5 protein-coding genes and 1 pseudogene are annotated in these 21,952 nt (G+C 74.8%); 2 read left to right on the plus strand and 4 right to left on the minus strand.

The window, feature by feature from the left end; translation table 11 throughout:
- Positions 1-6: 6 nt before the first annotated feature.
- The 3 genes from BU204_RS32310 to BU204_RS32320 are packed head-to-tail and all read right to left on the minus strand — an operon-like array spanning position 7 to position 2,905.
- Positions 7-1,647, minus strand: coding sequence for an AMP-binding protein (locus tag BU204_RS32310; protein ID WP_075129594.1), 1,641 nt, complete (start codon positions 1,645-1,647; stop codon positions 7-9).
- Positions 1,637-2,623: an acyl-CoA desaturase gene (locus tag BU204_RS32315; RefSeq protein WP_075129595.1), complete on the minus strand. Its 987-nt coding sequence runs from the start codon at positions 2,621-2,623 to the stop codon at positions 1,637-1,639. Before BU204_RS32315 ends, BU204_RS32310 begins: the two co-directional genes overlap by 11 nt.
- 36 nt (positions 2,624-2,659) lie before the next feature.
- Positions 2,660-2,905, minus strand: a complete 246-nt coding sequence (locus BU204_RS32320) for an acyl carrier protein (RefSeq protein WP_083661825.1) — start codon at positions 2,903-2,905, stop codon at positions 2,660-2,662.
- 365 nt (positions 2,906-3,270) lie between these two features.
- Between BU204_RS32320 and BU204_RS32325 the strand changes: the two genes are divergently transcribed.
- Together BU204_RS32325 and BU204_RS32330 are read left to right on the plus strand one after the other, a co-directional pair.
- Entirely contained in the window at positions 3,271-3,651 is a 381-nt protein-coding gene (locus BU204_RS32325) for a hypothetical protein (RefSeq protein ID WP_075129596.1), read from the plus strand.
- 163 nt (positions 3,652-3,814) lie between these two features.
- On the plus strand, positions 3,815-4,573 hold the full coding sequence (locus BU204_RS32330; protein WP_075129597.1) for a S1 family peptidase: 759 nt from the start codon (positions 3,815-3,817) through the stop codon (positions 4,571-4,573).
- A gap of 54 nt (positions 4,574-4,627) precedes the next feature.
- Here BU204_RS32330 and BU204_RS42085 read toward each other — a convergent pair.
- Positions 4,628-21,898, minus strand: a pseudogene (locus tag BU204_RS42085) (SDR family NAD(P)-dependent oxidoreductase); the annotation flags it as partial.
- Positions 21,899-21,952 lie beyond the last annotated feature (54 nt).

Consider the following 21,952-nt stretch of genomic DNA (forward strand, 5'->3'; position numbering starts at 1 on the left):
GTCTCCCTAGCCGAGCCGTACCGTGGCCAGCGGCTCGAACCTGCCGGCGTCGAGCATCTGCCGGCAGCGGTGCCGCTGGATCTTGCCGCTGGGCGTCTTGGGCAGGCTGTTGCGCGTGAGGAACACGCACTCGGACAGCGCCACCGCCGCCTTGGCCATGGCGACCGAGGCCACCGCCTCGGCGAGCGGCCGGTAGTCCTCGAGCCGCCGTCTCACCTCGACGAACAGGGTCAGCTCGCGACCGGAGCCGTCGGTCGCGATCAGCGTTGTGCACCCGCGCCGGACCCCGGCCAACGCGTCGACCGCCTGCTCGACCTCCCGGGCGTAGACCTTGCGCCCGGCCACCGAGATCACGTCGTCGACCCGGCCGACCGGGTACAGGTAGCCGTCCCGGACGAACCCGAGGTCGGACGTGCGCACGGTGTCGCCGACGAACCGATCCGCCGTGCGGGCCGGGTCGCCGAAGTACCCGGAGGCCAGCGCCGGCGACCGGACGCTGATCTCGCCGAGCCGGTCACCCGGAGCACCGAGCACCTCGACCCCCGCACACGGCACGCCTGCCGCCACGACCGCCGTCGCCGACTCCGCGCCCGCGTCCACCTCGACGAGCTCGCCGTCGGCCAGCGCTATCGAGTCGACCACCAGGTGGCGCGGCGCCTCGTCGACCGGTGTCGCGGTCACCGCGAGCGTCGCCTCGGCCAGGCCGTAGGCCGGCATCAGCGACTCCGGCCGGAACCCGTACGGGCCGAGCGACTCCACGACCTGGGCGAGCGTGCGGGCCTCGGTCCGCTCGGCGCCCACGATGCACGCCCGCACGTCCAGCCCGCCGGCCAGCCGCGTGGAGCGGCCGATCCGCGAACCGAGGTGCAGCGCGGTGTTCGTGCCGGCCGTCATCGTCGCGCCGAACTCGGCCATGTCGCCGAACCAGGTCCGCGGGGCGAAGGTGAACCGCTCCGGTGTGGACAGGTGCAGCGTCCAGTCGTTCACCCAGGGGGTGAGCAGCGTGCCGAAGATGCCCATGTCGTGCGAGAGCGGGAGCCAGGACACGGTGGTCTCCGCGCCGGGCCGCCCGTCGAGCATCGCGGTCACCATGCCCAGCTGGGCCTGGATGGCCGCCGTGGTGAGCACGCATCCCTTGGGGGCGCTGGTGGAGCCCGACGAGTACTGGATGAACGCCGGCTCGTCAGGACCGGGCGGGGTGGCGTCGACCACCCCGGTGCCGGCCATCGACTCCCAGGTGCGGACCCGCAGCGCGCTGCGCAGGTCCTCGTCGAGCAACCCGGCCATGCGTTCCTCGAGCAGGAACAGCTCCGGCTGGAGCTGGGCGCAGATCGAGCTCAGCTGCCGGGTGTACTCCGCGCCGTCCATCCCGCGGGCGGGGACCGGGAGGGAGGCGACGGTGCCACCGGCGAGCCACACCCCGAGCAGCCCGCGCACGGTGTGCGGGCCGTTGGTGAGCACCGTCGCGACCCGGGTGCCGGGTCGCACCCCGCACCGCCGCAGCCCCGCCGTCATGCGCTCGGCGTCGGCGACCACGTCGGTCCACGTGGTCCCCTCCCACCGGTCGCCGACCCAGCAGTGCAGCGAGGAGCGGAACGGGGTGCGACCGGCGCCGGTCAACGCATCCCAGAGGGTGTCACTCGACATCGACGATCCCGACCGCGGCGGCGCGGGGACGGTGGGCGAGCGGCTTGTCCGGGGTGGCCCGTGCGTGCCGGCCACCGCCGAGCTTCTCCCACGCCACGGCCTTCTGCTCCTGGCGCTCCCGGTCGATGCGGATCACGTTGGTCGCCAGGCCCAGCTTCTCCAACCCACCGATGACCATCGCGCTGATGTCGATCTCGTACCAGCGCATGCCGTGGCTGGCCGACCGGGGGAAGGCGTGGTGGTTGTTGTGCCACGCCTCCCCGAAGGAGAACAGCGCGAGCCACCCCACGTTGCGGGACTCGTCCGGGGTGGCGAACCGCCGCCGGCCGAAGTAGTGGCCGATGGAGTTCACCGCGTAGGTGATGTGGTTGGCGAAGAAGAACCGCACCAGCCCACCCCAGAGCGCTCCGGTGAACGCGCCGAACAGAGTTCCGGTGAACGCGAACCCGAGCACTCCCGGCAGCACGACACCGGCGGTCACGAACCAGACGAAGTGCTTCGAGATGAAGCGCATGTCTTTGTCCCGCAGGATGTCCGGGCAGTACCGCATCGGGTCCGAGGACAGTCCGCGGTCGAACAGCCAACCCATGTGGGCGTGCCAGAGGCCTTTCAGCGCACCCTTCAGGCCCGGCTCCTCGTCGTGGTACGGGCTGTGCGGGTCGCCCGGCTTGTCCGCCACCCGGTGGTGGCGGCGGTGGTGGGCGACCCAGATCACCGGGGGACCCTGACCGGCCATCGCGCCCGCGGCGGTGAAGAAGATCCGCAGCGGACGGGTCGTCCGGAACGAACGGTGCGCCAGCAGCCGGTGGTAACCGGTGGACACCCCGAGGCCCGCGATGACGTACATGATCGCGAAAATGACCAGGTCCGCCGGTCCGACAAGCTGGTTCCACAACAGAACGACGGCGGCGGCCACACCGAACAGCGGCAGCAGCGCCGAGAGAAGGATGAAGGTGTAGTGCTCGCGCCCATCCATGGCTGACTCCTTGCTCTGTCTGATCGACCGACCGGGTCAGCCGACTTCCAGGACCTCGTTGGTCAGCGCCAACAGGTCCCCCAGGGTCTGCGCGTCGGCCGCCTTCGCCGGGTCGAACTCGACGCCGTGCTCGTCCTCGAGGGTGAACACGATCTCGGACACCTGGAGGCTCGACAGGCCCAGCTCGTCCAGGCGGGTGGTCTCGTCGATCTGAACGTCGGCGGGCAGCTTGCCCCGCATCTCGCGCCGGATCAGGTCGGACAGCGTCTCAATAGTGATCATTTCCGATACCTCACGAATTCCTGTCGGGAATGTCGATCGAGCATCAGGAACGTAGCCGCAAAAATCCCGTCCAGGAAGCACCGAGAAGCCCGAAACGGCTGGTCAGCGCGGATAATTGAGTTGCTTTCAAGCGACTACCGATACCGCCCGAGAAATCCCACTGAGATCACTCGAGGAATGCTGGAGAACTCAGACGAATCTTTCCGATAACCATCGAGCAATTGATCTATCACTAACCCGCCGGGGCAGCCAGTCCACATCGTCTGGACACTGAGGACGAAAGGTCCCTCACGTCGCAGGTTCGGAAGCGATGTCAGGGCCACCCACGCCGGCGCCGGCCGGCCGAACCGAAGGATGCGTCCGCCATGAACCCCTGGCTCCTCGCCGCCGGCGTGATCGCCGCGGTCACCGCGGTGGTCCACGTCGTCGCCGGGCACCGCGACCCGGTCGTGCCACTGCTGTCGGACGGCGGCCTCGGCGAGACGACGAAGTGGACGTTGTACGCCGTGTGGCACATGGTCAGCATCGACCTCGTGCTGGCCGCCGCGGCGCTGTGCTACTGGGCACTGGCCCAGCCCGACGGCTACCGGTTGGGTGCCGTGTTCGTCGCGGCGCACTTCGGGTGCTACGCCGCCGTCTTCGTGCTGATCGCGGCGGCACGGGGGTGGTCGCACTGGTTGCTGCGCCTGCCGCAGTGGACCCTGCTGCTGCCGGTCGCGGTCCTCGCGTTCGTCGGCGCGCGGTGACCGGCTGGAACCGCGGAATACCGGAACGGGTGGAGCGCTTGCCCGGACGAGGGCTGTCTGTGGATGTGAACCACCGAATGGAGGTATCACCGATGGTGAGTGGATCCCTACGTTGGGTTCACTCGGGTCGAGGGCCCCGAGCCAAAGTTAGGGAGATGGATTGATGAGAGCACGATCCCTGCTCGTGAGCGTCGTCGTCGCAGCCGCTACCGCGGTCTCCGGCTTCGCGCTGCCCGCTACCGCGGGAGCAACCACATCGGACGACGTCACCCCGTTCATCGTCGGAGGCTCGAACGCGACCGAGACCTACTCGTTCATGGCGTCGCTGCAGAGCAGCTCCGGCGGACACTCCTGCGGCGGCTCGCTGATCAAGGCGAACTGGGTGGTCACGGCGAAGCACTGCGGTACCCCGTACCAGGTCCGCGTCGGAACGACCAACCGGACCAGCGGTGGCTCCGTCGCCCGGGTGTCCCGGCGGGTCGCTCATCCCTCGGCCGACCTGGCCCTGCTCCAGCTCTCGACGTCGGTCAGCCAGCAGCCGGTCGCGCTCGCGTCGAGCTCCGGCTCGGTGGGCACCCAGACGCGGATCATCGGCTGGGGCCAGACCTGTCCCACGCCCAGCTGCGGTTCGGCTCCGATCACCCTGCAGCAGTTGGACACCTCGATCGTGAGCGACAGCGAGTGCTCCGGCGGCGGCATCAGCGCGGCCAGCGAGATCTGCACGGACAATCCGGGCAACTCCCGCGGCGCCTGCTACGGCGACTCGGGTGGCCCGGAGATCAAGCGGGTCAACAACGCCTGGCAGCTGATCGGCGCGACCAGCCGGTCCGGCGGCAGCTCGACCTGTGCCCGTGAGCCGTCGATCTACGTCGACGTGCCGTACTTCCGCAGCTGGATCACGCAGTACACCGGGGCGCTGTAGTCGTTCCGCGCGGCGCGGGCCCCGGCCGGGGCCCGCGCCGCGGCCGTGTCCTGGTCAGGTCAGCTCGCTGTCGAGCAGGGAGAACATCTCCTCGTCGCTGGCGGTCGCCAGGTCGATCGGGGTGTCCCCTCCCTCCGGCAAGGTCGTCGCGCAGGCGGCCAGCAGGACCTCCAGCCGGCCGGCGACCTGGCGCCGGGTGCGGTCGTCCACGGCGGGGCCGGTGAGGACGAGCCGGAGCCGGTCGAGGTCGGCCAGGAGATCGGGTGCCTGGTCGGGGACCAGCTGGGGTGTCAGGTGGGCGGCCAGGTCCGCGGGCGTGGGGTGGTCGAACAGCAGCGACACCGGCAGCCGCAACCCGGTGGCGGCGGTCAGCCGGTTGCGTAGCTCCACCGCCAGCAGCGAGTCGAAGCCGAGCTCGGCAAAGCGGCGGTCGGGCCCGAGCACGTCCCCGTCGGGGTGGTTCAGCACGGCCGCGGCCTCGGCCCGGACCAGTGCCAGCACCGCGGGCTCCCGCTGGTCCGCGGGCAGCGCGGCCAGCCGGGCGGTGAGCGCGTCGACTGGTTCGGCGGCGGGCCGGCGGGCCGGGACGCGGATGAGGGCACGCAGCAGGTGCGGGATCTCGGGCAGGGCCCGCAACGCCGGCAGGTCCAGCCGAACCGGTACCGCGACCGGCTCGTCCGCGGCGACCGCGGCGTCGAACAGAGCGAGGCCCTCGGCCTCGGTGAGCGGAACGGTCCCGGCCCGCCGGAGCCGGTCCAGGTCGACCCCGGCGGTCATCCCGGCGGCGGTGGGCGAGCTCCAGGGGCCCCAGGCCAGGGAGACGGCCGGCAGGCCGGAGGCCCGGCGGTGGGCGGCCAGGGCGTCGGTGAAGCCGTTCGCGGCGGCGTAGTTGGCTTGGCCGGCCGACCCGAGGACGCCGGCGACCGAGGAGAACAGGACGAACGCGGTCAGGTCCAGGTCCGCGGTCAGCTCGTGCAGGTGCCAGGCGGCGTGGGCCTTGGGACGCAGGACGGTGTCCAGGCGGGACGGCGTCATCGCGGTCAGCACGCCGTCGTCGAGGACGCCCGCGGTGTGCACGACGGCACGTACCGGGCGGGCCGGTGGCACCGCGCCGAGGGCCTCGGCCAGGCGCTGCCGGTCGGTCACGTCGCAGGCGAGCACGGTGACCTCCGCACCCAGCGCGGACAGGGCGGCTCGCAGGTCCGCCGCCCCCTCGGCGGCGGGGCCGCGACGGCTGAGCAGGAGCAGGTGGCGCACGCCGTGCTCGGCGACGAGGTGGCGGGCGAGCACCGCGCCCAGGCCGCCGGTGCCGCCGGTGACCACCACTGTGCCCTCGGGGTCCCAGGCCGCGGCCTCCGCGGGGGAAAGCCGGTCCAGGCGGGCGGCCAGCAGCCGGCCGCCGCGCAGGGCCAGCTGCGGTTCACCCGTGGCGAGCGGGACGGTGGCCGGCTCGGGTTCGGTCGGGTCGAGGTCGAGCAGCCCGAACCGGCCGGGGTGCTCGGCCTGGGCGGAGCGGACCAGGCCCCAGACCGCGGCCCCGGCCAGGTCGGTCGGCTTCTCGCCGGTGGCACCCCGGGTGAGGAACACCAGCCGGGAGGCGGCATACCGCTCCTCGGACAGCCAGCGGTGCATGAGGTCCAGTGCCGCGGCGGTCTGGTCCTGCGCCGCGTCGGGCGGCGTGTTCGATGCCGCCGCGAGGCGGACGAGCAGGTCGGGTGGCACGGGGTCCGGACCGTCGAGCGAACCTGGTGACAGCTCGGCGTCCGGCCGGACGGGTACCCAGGTGAGCCGGAAGAGGGCGTCGCGGTCACCGCCGGCGGAGAGCTGCTCGGGGGACACGGCCCGGACGTGCAGCGCGTCGGCGGTGAAGACGGGGCGGCCGGTGGGGTCGGCGGCATGGATCGTCAGGGCGTCGCCGGTTCCACGCAGGCGGACCCGCAGCGCGCTCGCCCCGGCGGCGTGCAGCGACACGCCCTCCCAGGCGTAGGGCAGGCGCACGCCGGCCGGCTCGCCGGCCAGCAGGGTGGCATGCAGCGCGGCGTCGAGCAGCGCCGGGTGCAGACCGAAGCCGCCGGCCTGGTCGGGCAGGCGCACCTCGGCGAACACCTCCTCGCCGCGGCGCCACGCCGCGCGCAGGCCCTGGAACACCGGGCCGTAGCCGAACCCGCCGGCGGCCAACCGCTCGTAGCAACCGTCGACGTCGAGCGGCTCGGCGTCGGCCGGCGGCCACTCGGCGAGGTCGGGCTCGGCGGGGTAGGTGCCGGCCTCGAGGGTTCCGCTGGCGTGCATCGTCCAGTCGGCGGAGTCCCGGGAGTGGATGGTCACCGGTCGGCGCCCGTCGGTCTCGGCGCCGACCCTGACCTGGACCGCCACCGCGCCGGTCGCGGGCAGCGGCAGCGGGGCGGCGATGGTGAGCTCGGTCAGCCGGTCGCAGCCGAGCTGCTCGCCGGCCCGCAGCGCCAGCTCGACGAATCCCGTGCCCGGAAACAGCACCCGGCCGAGGACGGCGTGGTCGGCGAGCCAGGGGTGCGTGCGTAGCGACAGACGGCTGGTGAACAGCGCTCCGTCCTCACCGGCGAGTTCGGCGACCGCACCGAGCAGCGGGTGGGCAGGCGAGGCGAGGCCGGCGGCGGTCACGTCCCCGGCCTCCGCCGACACCGTCGGCCAGTAGCGCTCGTGCTGGAACGGGTAGGTCGGCAGGTCCACCACCGTGGCGCCGGCGAACAGCGCGGGCCAGTCGACGCCGCGCCCGGCGCAGTGCAGGCTGGACAGGGCGGTGAGAACCGCCGTGGGCTCGTCGCGGCCGCCGCGCAGGGTGGGCAGGACGAGTGCCGCGTCGTCCTCGAGCGTCTCGTGCACGCTCGAGCCGAGCACGCCGTCCGGGCCCAGCTCGAGGAACACCGTGGCCCCCGCCTCGTGCAGTGCGCGGATGGCGTCGGCGAAGCGCACGGTCCGGCGGACCTGGGTCACCCAGTAGTCCGGCTCGGCCAGCAGGCCCGCGTCGGCGCGGGCCCCGGTCACCGTGGACACGATCGGGATGGTGGGCTCGGCGAACGACAGTCCGGCGGCGACCTCGGCGAGCTCGTCGAGCATCGGGTCCATCAGGTGCGAGTGGAACGCGTGGCTGACCGCCAGCCGGGTGGTGTCCCGCCCGTCGGCGGCGAACCGGCGGGCGAGCGCGGCCACCGCCTCCTCGTCGCCGGCGAGTACGACGGAGCCGGGGGCGTTGACCGCGGCGACCGAGACGCGCCCGTCGAGCAGCGGCAGCACCTCTGCCTCGGTGGCCCGCACCGCGAGCATGGCCCCGCCCCGCGGCAGCGACTGCATGAGCCGGGCCCGGGCGGACACGAGCGTGCAGGCGTCCGGGAGCGACAGCACACCGCCTACGTGGGCCGCGGCCAACTCACCGACCGAGTGCCCGACCAGGTAGTCCGGGCGCACGCCCCAGGACTCGAGCAGCCGGAACAACGCCACCTCGACCGCGAACAGCGCCGGCTGCGCCCACCCGGTCTCGGCCAGCGGGCCGTCCTCCCACATCACCTCGCGCAGTCCCGGGAACTCCGCCACCACCTCGTCGAACACCGCGGCGAACACCGGGAACCGGGCGTGCAGCCCGCGGCCCATGCCCACCCGCTGCGAACCCTGCCCGGAGAACAGGAACGCGGTCCGCCCCGCCACCGGTTCGCCGCGCACGACTCCCGGATGGGGCGAGCCGGCGGCGAGCGCGGCCAGGGCGTCGGTGTCCCCGGTCGGCAGTGCGGCGCGGTGCCGGAACGCCGGCCGCGCCGTCGCGAGCGTGCACCCGACGTCGGCGGGGTGGAGGTCGGCCGTCCGCACCCGGTCGAGCAGCCGGGCGGCCTGGTCGCGGAGCGCGGCCTCGGTGCGTCCGGACAGGACCCAAGGCACCGGCTCGGCGGCGGGACGGGTGGGCTCGGGTGCCGCCGGTGCCTGTTCGAGGATCAGGTGCGCGTTGGTCCCGCTGATCCCGAACGAGGACACCCCCGCCCGACGCACCGAACCCGGCCACTCCCGAGCCGAGGTCACCAACTCCACCGACCCGGTCGACCAGTCCACATGCGACGACGGGTGGTCGGCATGCAACGTCCGCGGAACCACACCATGCCGCATGGCCAACACCATCTTGATCACACCCACGACACCGGCGGCGGCCTGGGTGTGCCCCAGGTTCGACTTCACCGAACCCAACAACAACGGCGCCTCCCGATCCTGCCCATAGGTCGCCAGCAACGCCTGCGCCTCGATCGGATCACCCAGCGTCGTACCCGTCCCATGGCCCTCGACCACGGCGACCTCCGAGGTGGACAGTCCGGCGTTGGCCAGCGCCTGGCGGATCACCCGCTGCTGGGACGGGCCGTTCGGGGCGGTCAACCCGTTGGACGCGCCGTCGGAGTTGGTCGCCGACCCCCGCACCACGGCGAGGACCGGGTGGCCGTTGCGGACCGCGTCGGACAGCCGCTCGAGCACGACCATGCCCACGCCCTCGGACCAGGCGACGCCGTCGGCGCTGTCGGAGTAGGCCTTGCACCGGCCGTCGGGCGAGAGGCCGCCCTGACGGGAGAACTCGACCAGTGCGGTCGGGGTCGCCATCACGGCGACACCGCCGGCCAGCGCCAGCGAGCACTCGCCGGAGCGCAGTGCCTGGGCCGCCCAGTGCATGGCGACGAGCGACGAGGAGCAGGCGGTGTCCACTGTGACCGCCGGGCCCTCGAGCCCGAGGACGTAGGCGACCCGGCCGGAGGCGACGCTGCCGGCGTTGCCGTTCCCGCGCAGGCCCTCGAACTCCGGCCGGTCGAGGAGCCCGGCGTAGTCCCCGTACATGACGCCGGCGAACACGCCGGTGGGGCTGCCGCGCAGGGTCGACGGGTCGATGCCGGCGCGCTCGAGCGCCTCCCAGGATGCCTCGAGCAGCAGCCGCTGCTGGGCGTCGGTGGCCATGGCCTCGCGTGGGGACATGCCGAAGAACTCGGCGTCGAACTCCCCCGCGTCGTGCAGGAACCCACCCCGGTTGGTGCTCGCCGAGCCGGGCCGGCCGGTGGCGGCGAGCGCCTCGAGGTCCCAGCCGCGGTCGCCGGGGAACTCGGTCGTGGCGTCGACCCCGTCGGCCACGAGCCGCCACAGGTCCTCCGGCGAGGCGACGCCGCCGGGGTAGCGGCAGCTCATGCCGACGATCGCGATGGGCTCCCCGGAGGTGACGGCGGTCGCGGCGGGTGCGGTGGGTGCGTCGGTGCCGACCAGCTCGGCGAGCAGATAGGTGGTCAGCGCGGAGGCGGACGGGTGGTCGAACACCAGCGTCGCGGGCAGCGACAGGCCGGTCTCCCGGGCCAGCTGGTTGCGCAGCTCGACGGCGGTCAGCGAGTCGAAGCCCAGGTCGGAGAAGGCGCGGTCGGAGGCCAGGGCGGCCGGGTCGTCGTGGCCGAGCACGGCGGCGACCCTGGCGCGCACCAGCTCGTCGACCAGCGCGACCCGCTCCGCGGGAGCCATCGCGGTGAGCCGGTCGGCGAGGCCGGTCGCGGCCTGGCTGCGGTGGGCGACGGGGCGGCGGGTGGTGGTAGGAACCAGGCCACGCAGCAGGTGCGGCACGGCTCCGGCGGCCCGGACGGCGGGGAGGTCTAGACGGACCGGCAGCACCACCGGCTCCTCCGACCCGACCGCCGCGTCGAACAGGGCCAGGCCCTGCTCGGTCGTCAACGCCGGCATCCCGAGCCGGGCCATCCGCCGCCGTTCGGCTGCCCCGGCCATACCGCTGGTCCAGGGACCCCAGGCCAACGAGACCGCGGGCAGGCCGAGCGCACGTCGGTGGCGGGCGAGCGCGTCGAGACAGGCGTTGGCCGCCGCGTAGTTGGCCTGCCCCGCGGCGCCGACCGTCCCGGCGACCGAGGAGAACAGCACGAACGCCCGCAGCGGGAGGTCACGGGTGGCCTCGTGCAGGTACCAGGCCCCGTCGGCCTTGGGGGCCAGCACGGTCGCCAGCCGCTCGGCGGTGAGCTGCTCGACCACACCGTCGTCCAGCACCCCGGCCGCATGCACCACGGCGGTCAGGTCCGGAATCCCGGCGACAAGCGCGTGCACGGCGTCCCGATCGGACACATCACAGGCCACCACCCGGACCTCGGCCTCGCCGAGGTCCACGTCGGGGGCGACCCCGCGCCGGCTCGCCAGCACCAACCGCCGGACACCCCGCCCCACCAGATGCCGCGCGACCGCCAACCCCAACCCACCAGTGCCGCCCGTGACCAGAACCGTGCCATCCCACGCCGGAGGCTCGGCCCCGGGAAGGCGCACCAGCCGCGCGGCCAGCACCTCTCCCCAACGCACCACCAACTGCGGCTCGTCCGCCGACAACACCACCGCCGGCAACTCACCACCATCCAGATCCACCAACGTGAACCGCCCCGGATGCTCCGCCTGCGCCGACCGCACCAGCCCCCACACCGCGGACTGAGCGGGATCGGAGGCGGCGCCCCGGGTCGCGATCAGCAGCCGGCGACCGCCGGACAGCCGCTCCCGCACGGCCGCCAGCACGGTCGCGGTCAGCTCGTGCACGGAGCCCGCGTCGACCTCGAGGACGTCGGGTGTGTCGTCCAGGGTGGACAGTGGGACCGGACGCCACTCGACACCGAACAGGGAGTCGCTGCCCCGGTGCTCGGGCGGGGGCTCGCGCAGGACCAGCCCGTCGACGGACAGCACGGGGGTGCCCTCGGCGTCGACCGCGGTGATCGCGAGGGTGTCGGCGCCGGCGGGGGTGAGCCGCACCCGCAGCTCGGTCGCGCCGGCGGTGAGCAACCGGACCCCGGTCCAGGAGAACGGCAGGCGCGGCGTCGCGGTGCCAGCACCGAGGAAGCAGGCGTGCAGGGCGGCGTCGAGCAGCGCGGGGTGCAGGCCGAACCGGTCGGCCTCACCGGGCAGCCGGACCTCGGCGAACAGCTCCTCGCCTCGGCGCCACACCGCCCGCAGCCCGTGGAAGGCCGGGCCGTAGGCGAACCCGGCCGCGGCGATGTCGTCGTAGCAGCCGTCCACGGGAACGGGCTCGGCGTCAGGCGGCGGCCAGGCGTGGTCGGTGTCGCCGGGCAGCGGGCCGCCGGTGGTGAGCACGCCGGTGGCGTGTTCGGTCCACGGCAGGTCCTCGGCATTCTCGGGTCGGGAGTAGACGGTGAGCGGCCGCCGGTCGCGGTGGTCGGGCGGGCCGAGGACGACCTGTAGCCGCAGCGCGCCGTCCGCGGGCATGACCACGGGCGCGGCCATCGTCAGCTCCTCGACCCGGTCGTACCCGACCTCGTCGCCGGCGCGGACGGCGAGCTCGAGGACGGCGCTGCCGGGTACGAGGGTTCGGCCGGCGACGACGTGGTCGGCGAGCCAGGGCTGGGCGGCGAGCGAGAGCCGCCCGGTGAACAGCAGGCCGCCGTCGTCGGCGGTCTGGGTGACCGCGCCGAGCAGCGGGTGCCGGGTGCTGGCCAGTCCGAGCGCGGCGGCGTCGCCGGAACCGGCGGGGGTGGGCCAGTAGCGGCGGTGTTGGAACGGGTAGGTCGGGAGCTCCACCGTGGCGCCGGTCGGGAGGACGGCCGCCCAGTCCACGGGAACGCCGGCCACGTGGAGGGTGGCCAGCGCGCTCAGCACGGCGTGCTCCTCGCTGTCGTCGCGCAGCAGCGGAACGGCGAGGGCGTCCGGGAGCGTCTCGGCCACGGCGGCGGTCAGTGCCCGGCCCGGTCCCAGCTCGAGGAACCGGGTGACGCCGGTCAGGGACTCGACGGCGGCGGCGAACCGGACCGGTTCGCGGACCTGACGGACCCAGTACTCGGTGTCGAACCGGGCCCCGGCGGGCAGCAGCGGGATGGTGGGTTCGGCGGGGGTGATCCCGTCGACGGCCCGGCCGAACTCCTCGAGCATCGGGTCCATCAGCGGCGAGTGGAACGCGTGGGAGGTGCGCAGCCGCGTCGTGCGCTCGAACCGGGCGGCGACCGCCAGCACCGCCTCCTCGACGCCGGAGACCACCACCGAGGAGGGCCCGTTGACCGCCGCGATCGACACGCCGTCCACGAGGTGCGTCCGTACGTCGGCCTCGGTGGCCCGCACCGCGACCATCGCCCCACCGCGGGGCAGCGCCTGCATGAGCCGGGCGCGGGCCGAGACGACGGCGCAGGCGTCGGACAGCGACAGCACGCCGGCGACGTGGGCGGCGGCCAGCTCGCCGACGGAGTGCCCGACGAGGTGGTCGGGGCGGACGCCCCAGGACTCGAGCAGGCGGAACAACGCGACCTCGACCGCGAACAGCGCCGGCTGGGCCCAGCCGGTCTCGTCCAGCGGGCCGTCCTCCCACATGACCTCCCGCAGCCCGGGGAACTCGGCCGCGACCTCGTCGAAGGCCGCGGCGAACGCCGGGAACCGGGCGTGCAGCCCGCGGCCCATGCCCACCCGCTGGCCACCCTGCCCGGAGAAGACGAACGCGAGCCGGCCAGGGCCGGCGACGCCGCGAGCGACCTCGATCCCGTCGAGCAGCACCGCGCGGTGCTCGAAGGACGGCCGGGTGGTCGCCAGCGCGACGCCGATGTCGACCGGGTGCGCGTCCAGCGCCCCCACCCGGGCGAGCTGCTCGTCGAGTGCGGCCGGGGACCTGGCGGAGAGCACCCAGGGAACGGTCCCGGCCGCGGGCCGGGGAGGTGCCGGGGTGACCGGCGGGGCCTGTTCGAGGATCAGGTGGGCGTTGGTGCCGCTGATCCCGAACGAGGAAACGCCGACCCGCCGCATGCCGTCGGGCCACTCGCGGGCCGAGGTCACCAGCTCCACCGCGCCGGCCTCCCAGTCCACGTGGGAGGAGGGCGCGGCGACGTGCAGCGTCGGGGGAACGACACCGTGCCGCATGGCGAGCACCATCTTGATCACCCCTGCCACGCCGGCGGCGGCCTGGGTGTGCCCGAGGTTGGACTTCACCGACCCGAGCAGCAGCGGCGTCTCCCGCTCCTGCCCGTAGGTGGCCAGCAGGGCCTGCGCCTCGATCGGGTCACCGAGGGTGGTGCCTGTCCCGTGCGCCTCGACTACGCCGACGTCTCGTGTGGACAGCCCGGCGTCGGCCAGGGCGGCGCGGATCACCCGCTGCTGGGAGGGGCCGTTGGGGGCGGTCAGCCCGTTGGAGGCGCCGTCGGAGTTCACCGCGGAGCCGCGCAGCACCGCCAGCACCCGGTGTCCGTTGCCGACCGCGTCGGACAGCCGCTCCAGCACGACCATCCCGACGCCCTCCGCCCAGCCGACGCCGTCCGCGTCGTCGGAGAACGAGCGGCAACGGCCGTCCGGGGAGAGCCCGCCCTGCCGGGAGAACTCGACGAACGTGCTCGGGGTGGCCATCACCGTCACGCCGCCGGCGAGCGCCAGCGTGCACTCGCCGGAGCGCAGGGCCCGGGCCGCGAGGTGCATGGCCACCAGTGAGGACGAGCAGGCGGTGTCCACCGTGACCGCCGGGCCCTCCAGTCCGAGGACGTAGGCGACCCGGCCGGAGGCGACGCTGCCCGCGCTGCCGTTGCCGCGGAAGCCCTCGTACTCGGGCCGGTCGAGCAGCGTCGCGTAGTCGCCGTACATGACACCGGCGAACACCCCGGTCCGGCTGCCGCGCAGCGTCGTCGGGTCGATCCCGGCGCGTTCGAGCGCCTCCCAGGAGGTCTCCAGCAGCAGCCGCTGCTGGGCGTCGGTGGCCACGGCCTCACGGGGGGACATGCCGAAGAACTCGGCGTCGAACTCGCCGGCGTCGTGCAGGAACCCGCCGTGCCGGGTGTAGGTCGTGCCGGGGTGGTCGCGGTCGGGGTGGTAGAGCCGGTCGACGTCCCAGCCGCGACCAGCGGGGAACTCGGTGACCGCGTCGACCCCGTCGGCCACGAGCCGCCACAGGTCCTCCGGCGAGGCGACGCCGCCGGGGTAGCGGCAGCTCATGCCGACGATCGCGATCGGCTCGTCCGAGGCGGACACCCGCGGGGCGGTGGCCGTGGGTGCGTCGGCGCCGACCAGCTCGGCGAGGAGGTAGGTGGTCAGGGCGGTGGCCGAGGGGTGGTCGAAGACCAGCGTCGTGGGCAGCCGCAGCCCGGTGGCGGCGGCGAGCTGGTTGCGCAGCTCGACGGCGGTCAGCGAGTCGAACCCGAGGTCCTGCAACGCCTTGTCCGGGTCGATCGCGGCGGCGCCGTCGTGGCCGAGGACGGCGGCGATCCAGCCGCGCACCAGCTCGTCGACCAGCTCGGTCCGCGCGGCCGGGGCGAGCGCGGTGAGCCGGTCGGCGAGGCCGGTGGCGGCCTGGGTGCGGTGCGCGGCAGGGCGCCGGGTGGTGGTGGGGACCAGGCCACGCAGCAGGTGCGGCACGGCTCCGGCGGCCCGGACGGCGGCGAGGTCGAGACGGACCGGCAGCACCACCGGCTCCTCGGACCCGACCGCCGCGTCGAACAGGGCCAGGCCCTGCTCGGTCGTCAACGCCGGCATCCCGAGCCGGGCCATGCGTTCCCGGTCGGCGTCGGTGAGCGCGGCGGCCATGCCGGTGGATGCCCAGCCGCCCCAGGCGAGCGACTGGCCGGGCAGGCCGAGCGCGCGCCGGTGGCGGGCGAGCGCGTCGAGGTAGGCGTTGGCTGCCGCGTAGTTGGCCTGCCCGGCGGCGCCGGTGGTCCCGGCCGCGGAGGAGAAGAGGACGAAGGCGGTGAGGTCGAGGTCGCGGGTGGCCTCGTGCAGGTACCAGGCCCCGTCGGCCTTGGGGGCCAGCACGGTCGCCAGCCGCTCGGCGGTGAGCTGCTCGACCACACCGTCGTCCAGCACCCCGGCCGCATGCACCACGGCGGTCAGGTCCGGAATCCCGGCGACGAGCGCGTGCACGGCGTCCCGGTTGGACACGTCACAGGCCACCACCTCCACCTCGGCGTCCAGCACCAGGTCCGGAGCCACGCCGCGCCGGCTCGCCAGCACCAACCGCCGGACACCCCGCCCCACCAGGTCCCGCGCGACCGCCAACCCCAACCCACCGGTACCCCCGGTGACCAGGACGGTGCCGCTCCAGGCAACCGGCTCGCCCGGGGCGAGCCGCACCAGCCGCGCGGCCAGCACCTCTCCCCCACGCACCACCAACTGCGGCTCGTCCGCCGACAACACCACCGCCGGCAACTCACCACCATCCAGATCCACCAACGTGAACCGCCCCGGATGCTCCGCCTGCGCCGACCGCACCAGCCCCCACACCGCCGCCGCGGCCGGATCGCTCCCGTCGACCGCGCCGCGGGTGACCACGACCAGCCGGCGACCGCCGGACAACCGCTCCCGCACCGCCGCCAGCACGGTCGCGGCCAGCGCGTGGACCGCCGCCGGTCCCGGGTCGTGCGGTGCGGTCAGGTCGAGGACGTCCGCGGTGTCGTCCCTGGCGTCGTCTCTTGTGGACAGCGTGACCGGGCGCCACTCGAGGCCGTACGGGGAGTCGTCGCGTGGGCGCTCGGCCGGCAGCGACCGGACAACCAGGGTGTCCACCGTGGCGACCGGCGCACCGGTGGGGTCGGCCGCATTGAGCGCGATGCCGTCGGCGCCGACCGGCTCCAGCCGGACCCGCAGCTCGCTCGCACCGGCGGCGTGCAGCCGCACACCGGTCCAGGACAGCGGCACGCGTGCGGGTCCGTCGGCGCGGACAAGGCAGGCGTGCAGCGCGGCGTCGAGCAGCGCGGGGTGCAGGCCGTAGCCGTCGGGCTCGGTGGGCAGGGCCACCTCGGCGAACAGGGTGTCGTCCCGCCGCCACGCCGCGCGCAGCCCCTGGAACGCGGGCCCGTAGCCGAACCCGCGTTCGGCGAACTCGTCGTAGCAGTCGGCCAGGTCGAGGGGCTCCGCGCCAGGCGGGGGCCACTCGGTGGCGTCGAAGCCGCGCTCCTCGGCGCCGGGGCCGGCGGTGAGGATGCCGGTGGCATGGGCGGTCCACGGTAGGTCGTCCGCGCCCTCCGGTCGGGAGTGGACGGACACCCGGCGCTGGTCGCCGTCCGGCGGGCCGAGGAGCACCTGGACCCGCACGGCGCCGCGTTCGGGCAGCACCAGCGGGTCGGTCAGGGTCAGCTCGTGGAGCCGGTCGCAGCCCACCTCGTCGCCGGCGCGCACGGCCAGCTCGACGAACCCGGTGCCGGGGAACAGGGTCCGCCCGGCGACGGTGTGGTCGGCGAGCCACGGGTGGCTGGCGGTGGACAGGTGCCCGGTGAGCACGACCTCCCCGCCCTCGGCCAGTTCGATGGCGCCGTCGAGCAGCGGGTGCCGGGTGGGGCGCAGGCCGAGCGAGGCGGCGCCGCCGACCCCGGGCGCCGGCGGCGGCCAGTACCGGGTCCGGTCGAAGGCGTAGGTGGGCAGGTCGGCCCGGCGCGCGCCGGGGAAGCACCGGCTCCAGTCCACGGGCACGCCGACGACGTACAGCTCGGCGAGCGAGCGCAGCAGCCGGTCGCGGCCGCCGTCGTCGCGGCGCAGGGTTCCGGTGGTGACCACGTCCGCGGTGTCGGCGATGCTCGCGGTCAGCACGGGGTGCGGGCTCACCTCCGCGAACACGGTGAACCCCTGCCCGGCCAGGGTCCGCACGGCGGTCTCCAGCAGGACCGGCTCACGCATGTTGGCATACCAGTAGGCGGCGTCCATGGTCGTCGGGTCGAGCCAGTCCCCGGTCACCGTCGAGAGGAACGGCACGTCGCCGGCCCGCGGACGCACCTGGGCGAAGGCGGTGAGCACCCGCTCTCGCACCCGCTCGAACCGCGCGGAGTGGGCGGGGAAGTCCCCGGCGACCGGTCTGGTCCGGACGCCGTCCGCCGCGCAGGCGGCGGTCAGCTCGTCGAGCGCGTCGTAGTCACCGGACACCACCACCGCCGCGGGCCCGTTGACGGCGGCGACCGAGAGCCGGTCACCGAAGGGCGCCACCCGCTCCAGCGCGTCCTGGTGGGACAGCGCGACCGAGACCATGCCGCCCCGTCCGCACAGCTCCTCGGCGATCGCCCTGCTGCGCTCGGCGACGATCCGCGCACCGTCCTCGAGCGACAGCGCGCCGGCGACGCAGGCAGCCGCGACCTCTCCCTGGGAGTGACCGAGCACCGCGGTGGGCCGGACGCCGTGGGCGCGCCACACGTCGGCGAGCGCCACCATCACCGCCCACAGTGCGGGCTGGGCGACGTCCAGCCGGTCCAGTGGAGGTGCCCCGTCGGCGCCGAGCAGCACCGCACGCAGCGACCAGTCCACGAACGGCGCCAGCGCGGCCTCGCAGCGAGCGGCGGTCTCGGCGAACACCGGGTCCCCGAGCAACTCGGCGCCCATGCCGGTCCAGTAGGAGCCCTGGCCGGGGAAGGCGAACACCACGCCGCGCCCGGTGTCCCGGGCCTGCCCGGTGACCACCGCGCCGGAGGGTCGCCCGTCGGCGAGCGAGCGCAGCCCGGCGACCAGCTCCCCGCCCTCGGCGCCGACGACGACCGCCCGGTGGGTGAGCGCGGCCCGGCCGGTGGCGAGCGTGTGACCGACGTCCCCTGCGTCGGTCTGGGGCTCGCTGGCGGCGAGCGCGGCCGCCTGGGCGGCGAGCGCGGCCGGTGTGTGTCCGCTCAGGACCCACGGAACCGTCCCGGTAGCCGGCCTCGCGGCGGGTGCGGATGCGGCGGGGGCCTGTTCGAGGATCGCGTGGACGTTGGTGCCGCTCACCCCGAACGAGGACACGCCGGCTCGTCGCGGCCGGCCCACGTCGGGCCACTCGGCGGAGGCGGTCAGCAGCTCGATGTCCCCCGCCGCCCAGTCCACGTGGGAGGACGGGGTCTCGGCGTGCAGGGTGCGCGGCAGGACCCCGTGCCGCATGGCCACGACCATCTTGATCACGCCGGCGACGCCGGCGGCGGCCTGGGTGTGTCCGAGGTTCGACTTGACCGACCCGAGCAGCAGCGGCCGGTCCCGGTCCTGGCCGTAGGTGGCGAGCAGGGCCTGCGCCTCGATCGGGTCGCCGAGCGTCGTCCCGGTGCCGTGCCCCTCCACCACGTCGACGTCCCGGGTGGACAGTCCGGCGGCGGCGAGCGCGGCGCGGATCACGCGTTGCTGGGAGGGCCCGTTGGGCGCGGTGAGGCCGTTGGAGGCGCCGTCGGAGTTGACCGCGGTGCCGCGGACCAGCGCGAGCACGGGATGGCCGTTGCGGCGGGCGTCGGAGAGCCGTTCGAGCACGAGCATGCCGACGCCCTCGGCCCAGGCGACGCCGTCGGCGCCGTCGCCGTAGGACTTGCTGCGTCCGTCGGCAGCCATGCCGCGCTGGCGGGAGAACTCGACGAACACGCCGGGGGTGGACATCACGGTCACGCCGCCGGCCAGCGCGAGCGTGCACTCGCCGGCGCGCAGGGCCTGTCCGGCGAGGTGCAGGGCGACCAGCGAGGAGGAGCAGGCGGTGTCGACGGTGACCGTGGGTCCCTCGAGGCCGAAGGCGTAGGCGATCCGGCCGGAGGCGATGCTCGGCGCGCTGCCGTTGCCGCGCAAGCCCTCGAACTCCTCGCCGTGGAGCAGGGAGCTGTAGTCGTTGTACATGATGCCGGCGAACACGCCGGTCCCGCTGCCGCGCAGCGAGGTCGGGTCGATCCCGGCGCGCTCGAACGCCTCCCACGACGCCTCCAGCAGCAGCCGCTGCTGGACGTCGGTGGACAGCGCCTCGCGGGGGCTCATCCGGAACAGCTCGGCGTCGAACTCCCCCGCCTCGTGCAGGAATCCGCCGTGGCGGGTGTAGCTGGTGCCGGGGTGCGCCGGGTCGGGGTGGTACAGCGCGTCGAGGTCCCAGCCGCGGTTGTCCGGGAACGGGGTGATCGCGTCGACGCCGTCCGCCACGAGCCGCCACAGGTCCTCCGGGCTCCGCACCCCGCCGGGGTAGCGGCAGCTCATGCCGACGATCGCGATCGGCTCATCGGTGGCGGTGGCGGTGGCGGGGCCGCGGGGCGCGGCCGCGGTGTCCGCGCCGGTCAGCTCGGTGAGCAGGAACTCGGTGAGCGCGGCCGCGGTGGGGTGGTCGAAGACGAGGGTGGCGGGCAGCCGCAGGCCGGTCGCCGCGGCGAGCCGGTTGCGCAGCTCGACTGCTGTCAGCGAGTCGAAGCCCAGTTCGGCGAAGGTGCGGGTGGGGTCGACGGTGGCGCTGTCGGCGTGGCCGAGCACGGCGGCGACGGCACCTCGGGCGAGGTCGAGCAGGGCGGCGGAACGCTCCTCGTCGGCCAGGCCGGCGAGGCGCCGCGCGAGGTCGGCGGCGCTGCCGGTCCGTGCGGCCGCGGCCCGGCGGGGCACCCGGACCAGGCCGCGGAGCAGGTGCGGTGGCGTCCCCAGCGAGCGCAGGGCGGCCAGGTCGAGCCGGACCGGGTGCAGGACGGGACGGCCGGTGGCGAGCGCGGCGTCGAACAGGGCCAGGCCGTGCTCGGCGGTCAGCGGTGGCAGACCGGCGTGCGTCCTGGCGCCGGACATGCCGGCCGCCCAGGTACCCCAGGCCAGCGCCACGGCCGGTAGGCCGAGCGCGTGGCGGTGTCGGGCGAGGCCGTCGAGGTAGGCGTTGGCCGCCGCGTAGTTGCCCTGGCCGGGGCCGCCGAAGGTGCCGGCGACCGAGGAGAACAGCACGAACGCCCGCAGTGGACGGTCGCGGGTCGCCTCGTGCAGGTACCAGGCCGCGTCGGCCTTGGCGCGCAGGGCGGTGGCGAGCCGGTCGGGCGTCATCGACTCGAGCACGCCGTCGTCGAGGACGCCGGCCGCGTGGACGACGGCGGTCAGGCCGGGGATGCCGGCGACCAGCGCGTGCACCGCGTCCCGGTCCCCGACGTCGCAGGCGAGCACCTGGACGGTGGCCGGGGCGAGGTCCAGGTCGGGCGCGGCGCCGGTGCGGTTGACGAGCACGAGGTGGCGGACGCCGTGCTCGGTGACGAGGTGGCGGGCGAGCAGCCGACCGAGCCCGCCGGTGCCGCCGGTGATCAGGACGGTGCCGTCGGGGTCCCAGTCGAACGGCTCGTCCGGGGTCGCGAGGCGGGCCAGCCGGGGGGCGAGCACCGCGCCGTCGCGCACGGCGACCTCGGGCTCGTCGGTGGTGAGGGCGGCCGGTGGGATGGCGGCGTCGCGGTCGGCGAGGTCGACGAGGGTGAACCGGCCGGGGTGCTCGGTCTGGGCGGTGCGGACCAGGCCCCAGGCCGCGGCGGCGGCGAGGTCGTCGCCGGTGAGGGCGCCGCTGGTGCGGAACGCGAGCCGGCCGCTCGGCGCGTCGGGGGTGAGGCGGGTCAGGAGGTGGTCGAGCGTGGTGGCCGTGAGCCGGTGGACGTCTTCGGGGGTGTTGCCGCCGGTGAGCTCGACGACCTCGGGCGGCTCGGCCGTGCCGGGGGCGGCCGGGGTCCACTCGAGGGCGAACAGGGAGTCCGCGGCGGATGGTGCCGGCCGGTCGGTGGGCAGGGGCCGGACGACGAGGCCGTCGACGGTCACGACGGGGGCGCCGTCGGGGTCGGTGGCGTGGACGGACACGGTGTCGCCGGTCGCGCGGGCGAGGTGGACCCGCAGTGCCGTCGCGCCGGCGGCGTGCAGGGTCACGCCCTGCCAGGAGAACGGCAGCCGTCCGGGCCCCTCGGGATCGGCGGCGGCGACGGGGGCCTGGACGGCGGCGTCGAGGAGCGCGGGGTGCAGTCCGAACCGGCCGGTGTCGGCGGTCCCGTCGGGCAGGGCGACCTCGGCGAACACGTCGTCGCCGCGGCGCCAGACCGCCTGGACGCCCTGGAAGGTCGGCCCGTAGTCGAACCCGCGTGCGGCGAACCGGTCGTAGAGGTCGGCCACGTCGACGGGTTCGGCGTCCGGTGGGGGCCAGGGCAGGGCGGCGACCGCGGGGGTGCCGGTGCCGAGGACGCCGCTGGCGTGCTGGGTCCAGGCGGTGTCCTGCGCGCCCTCGGGACGGGAGTGGATGGTGACCGACCGCGGGGTGCCCGGGTCGCCGGGTCCGACCGAGACCCGCACCTGGACCGCGCCCTGTTCGGGCAGGACGAGCGGCGTGGCGAGGGTGAGCTCGTCGACCCGGTCGCAGCCGACCTCGTCCCCGGCTCGGATCGCGAGCTCGAGGAAGCCGGTGCCGGGCAGCAGGATCCGGCCGCCGATGACGTGCTCGGCGAGCCAGGGGTGGGTGGTGAGCGAGAGCCGTCCGGTGAACAGCACGCCGGCGGAGTCGGCCATGGTGACGGTCGCGCCGAGCAGCGGGTGGCCCGCGCGTTCGAGCCCGAGTCCGGTGGGGTCGCCGGTTCCGGGCCCGCCGGCGAGCCAGAAGCGCTCGTGCTGGAAGGGGTAGGTGGGGAGGTCCACAAGGGATGTGGCGGGCACGAACGCGGCCCAGTCGACGGCGGCTCCGGTGACGTGCAGTGCGGCAAGAGCCCG

Source organism: Actinophytocola xanthii (genome assembly GCF_001921205.1).
Lineage (GTDB): Bacteria > Actinomycetota > Actinomycetes > Mycobacteriales > Pseudonocardiaceae > Actinophytocola > Actinophytocola xanthii.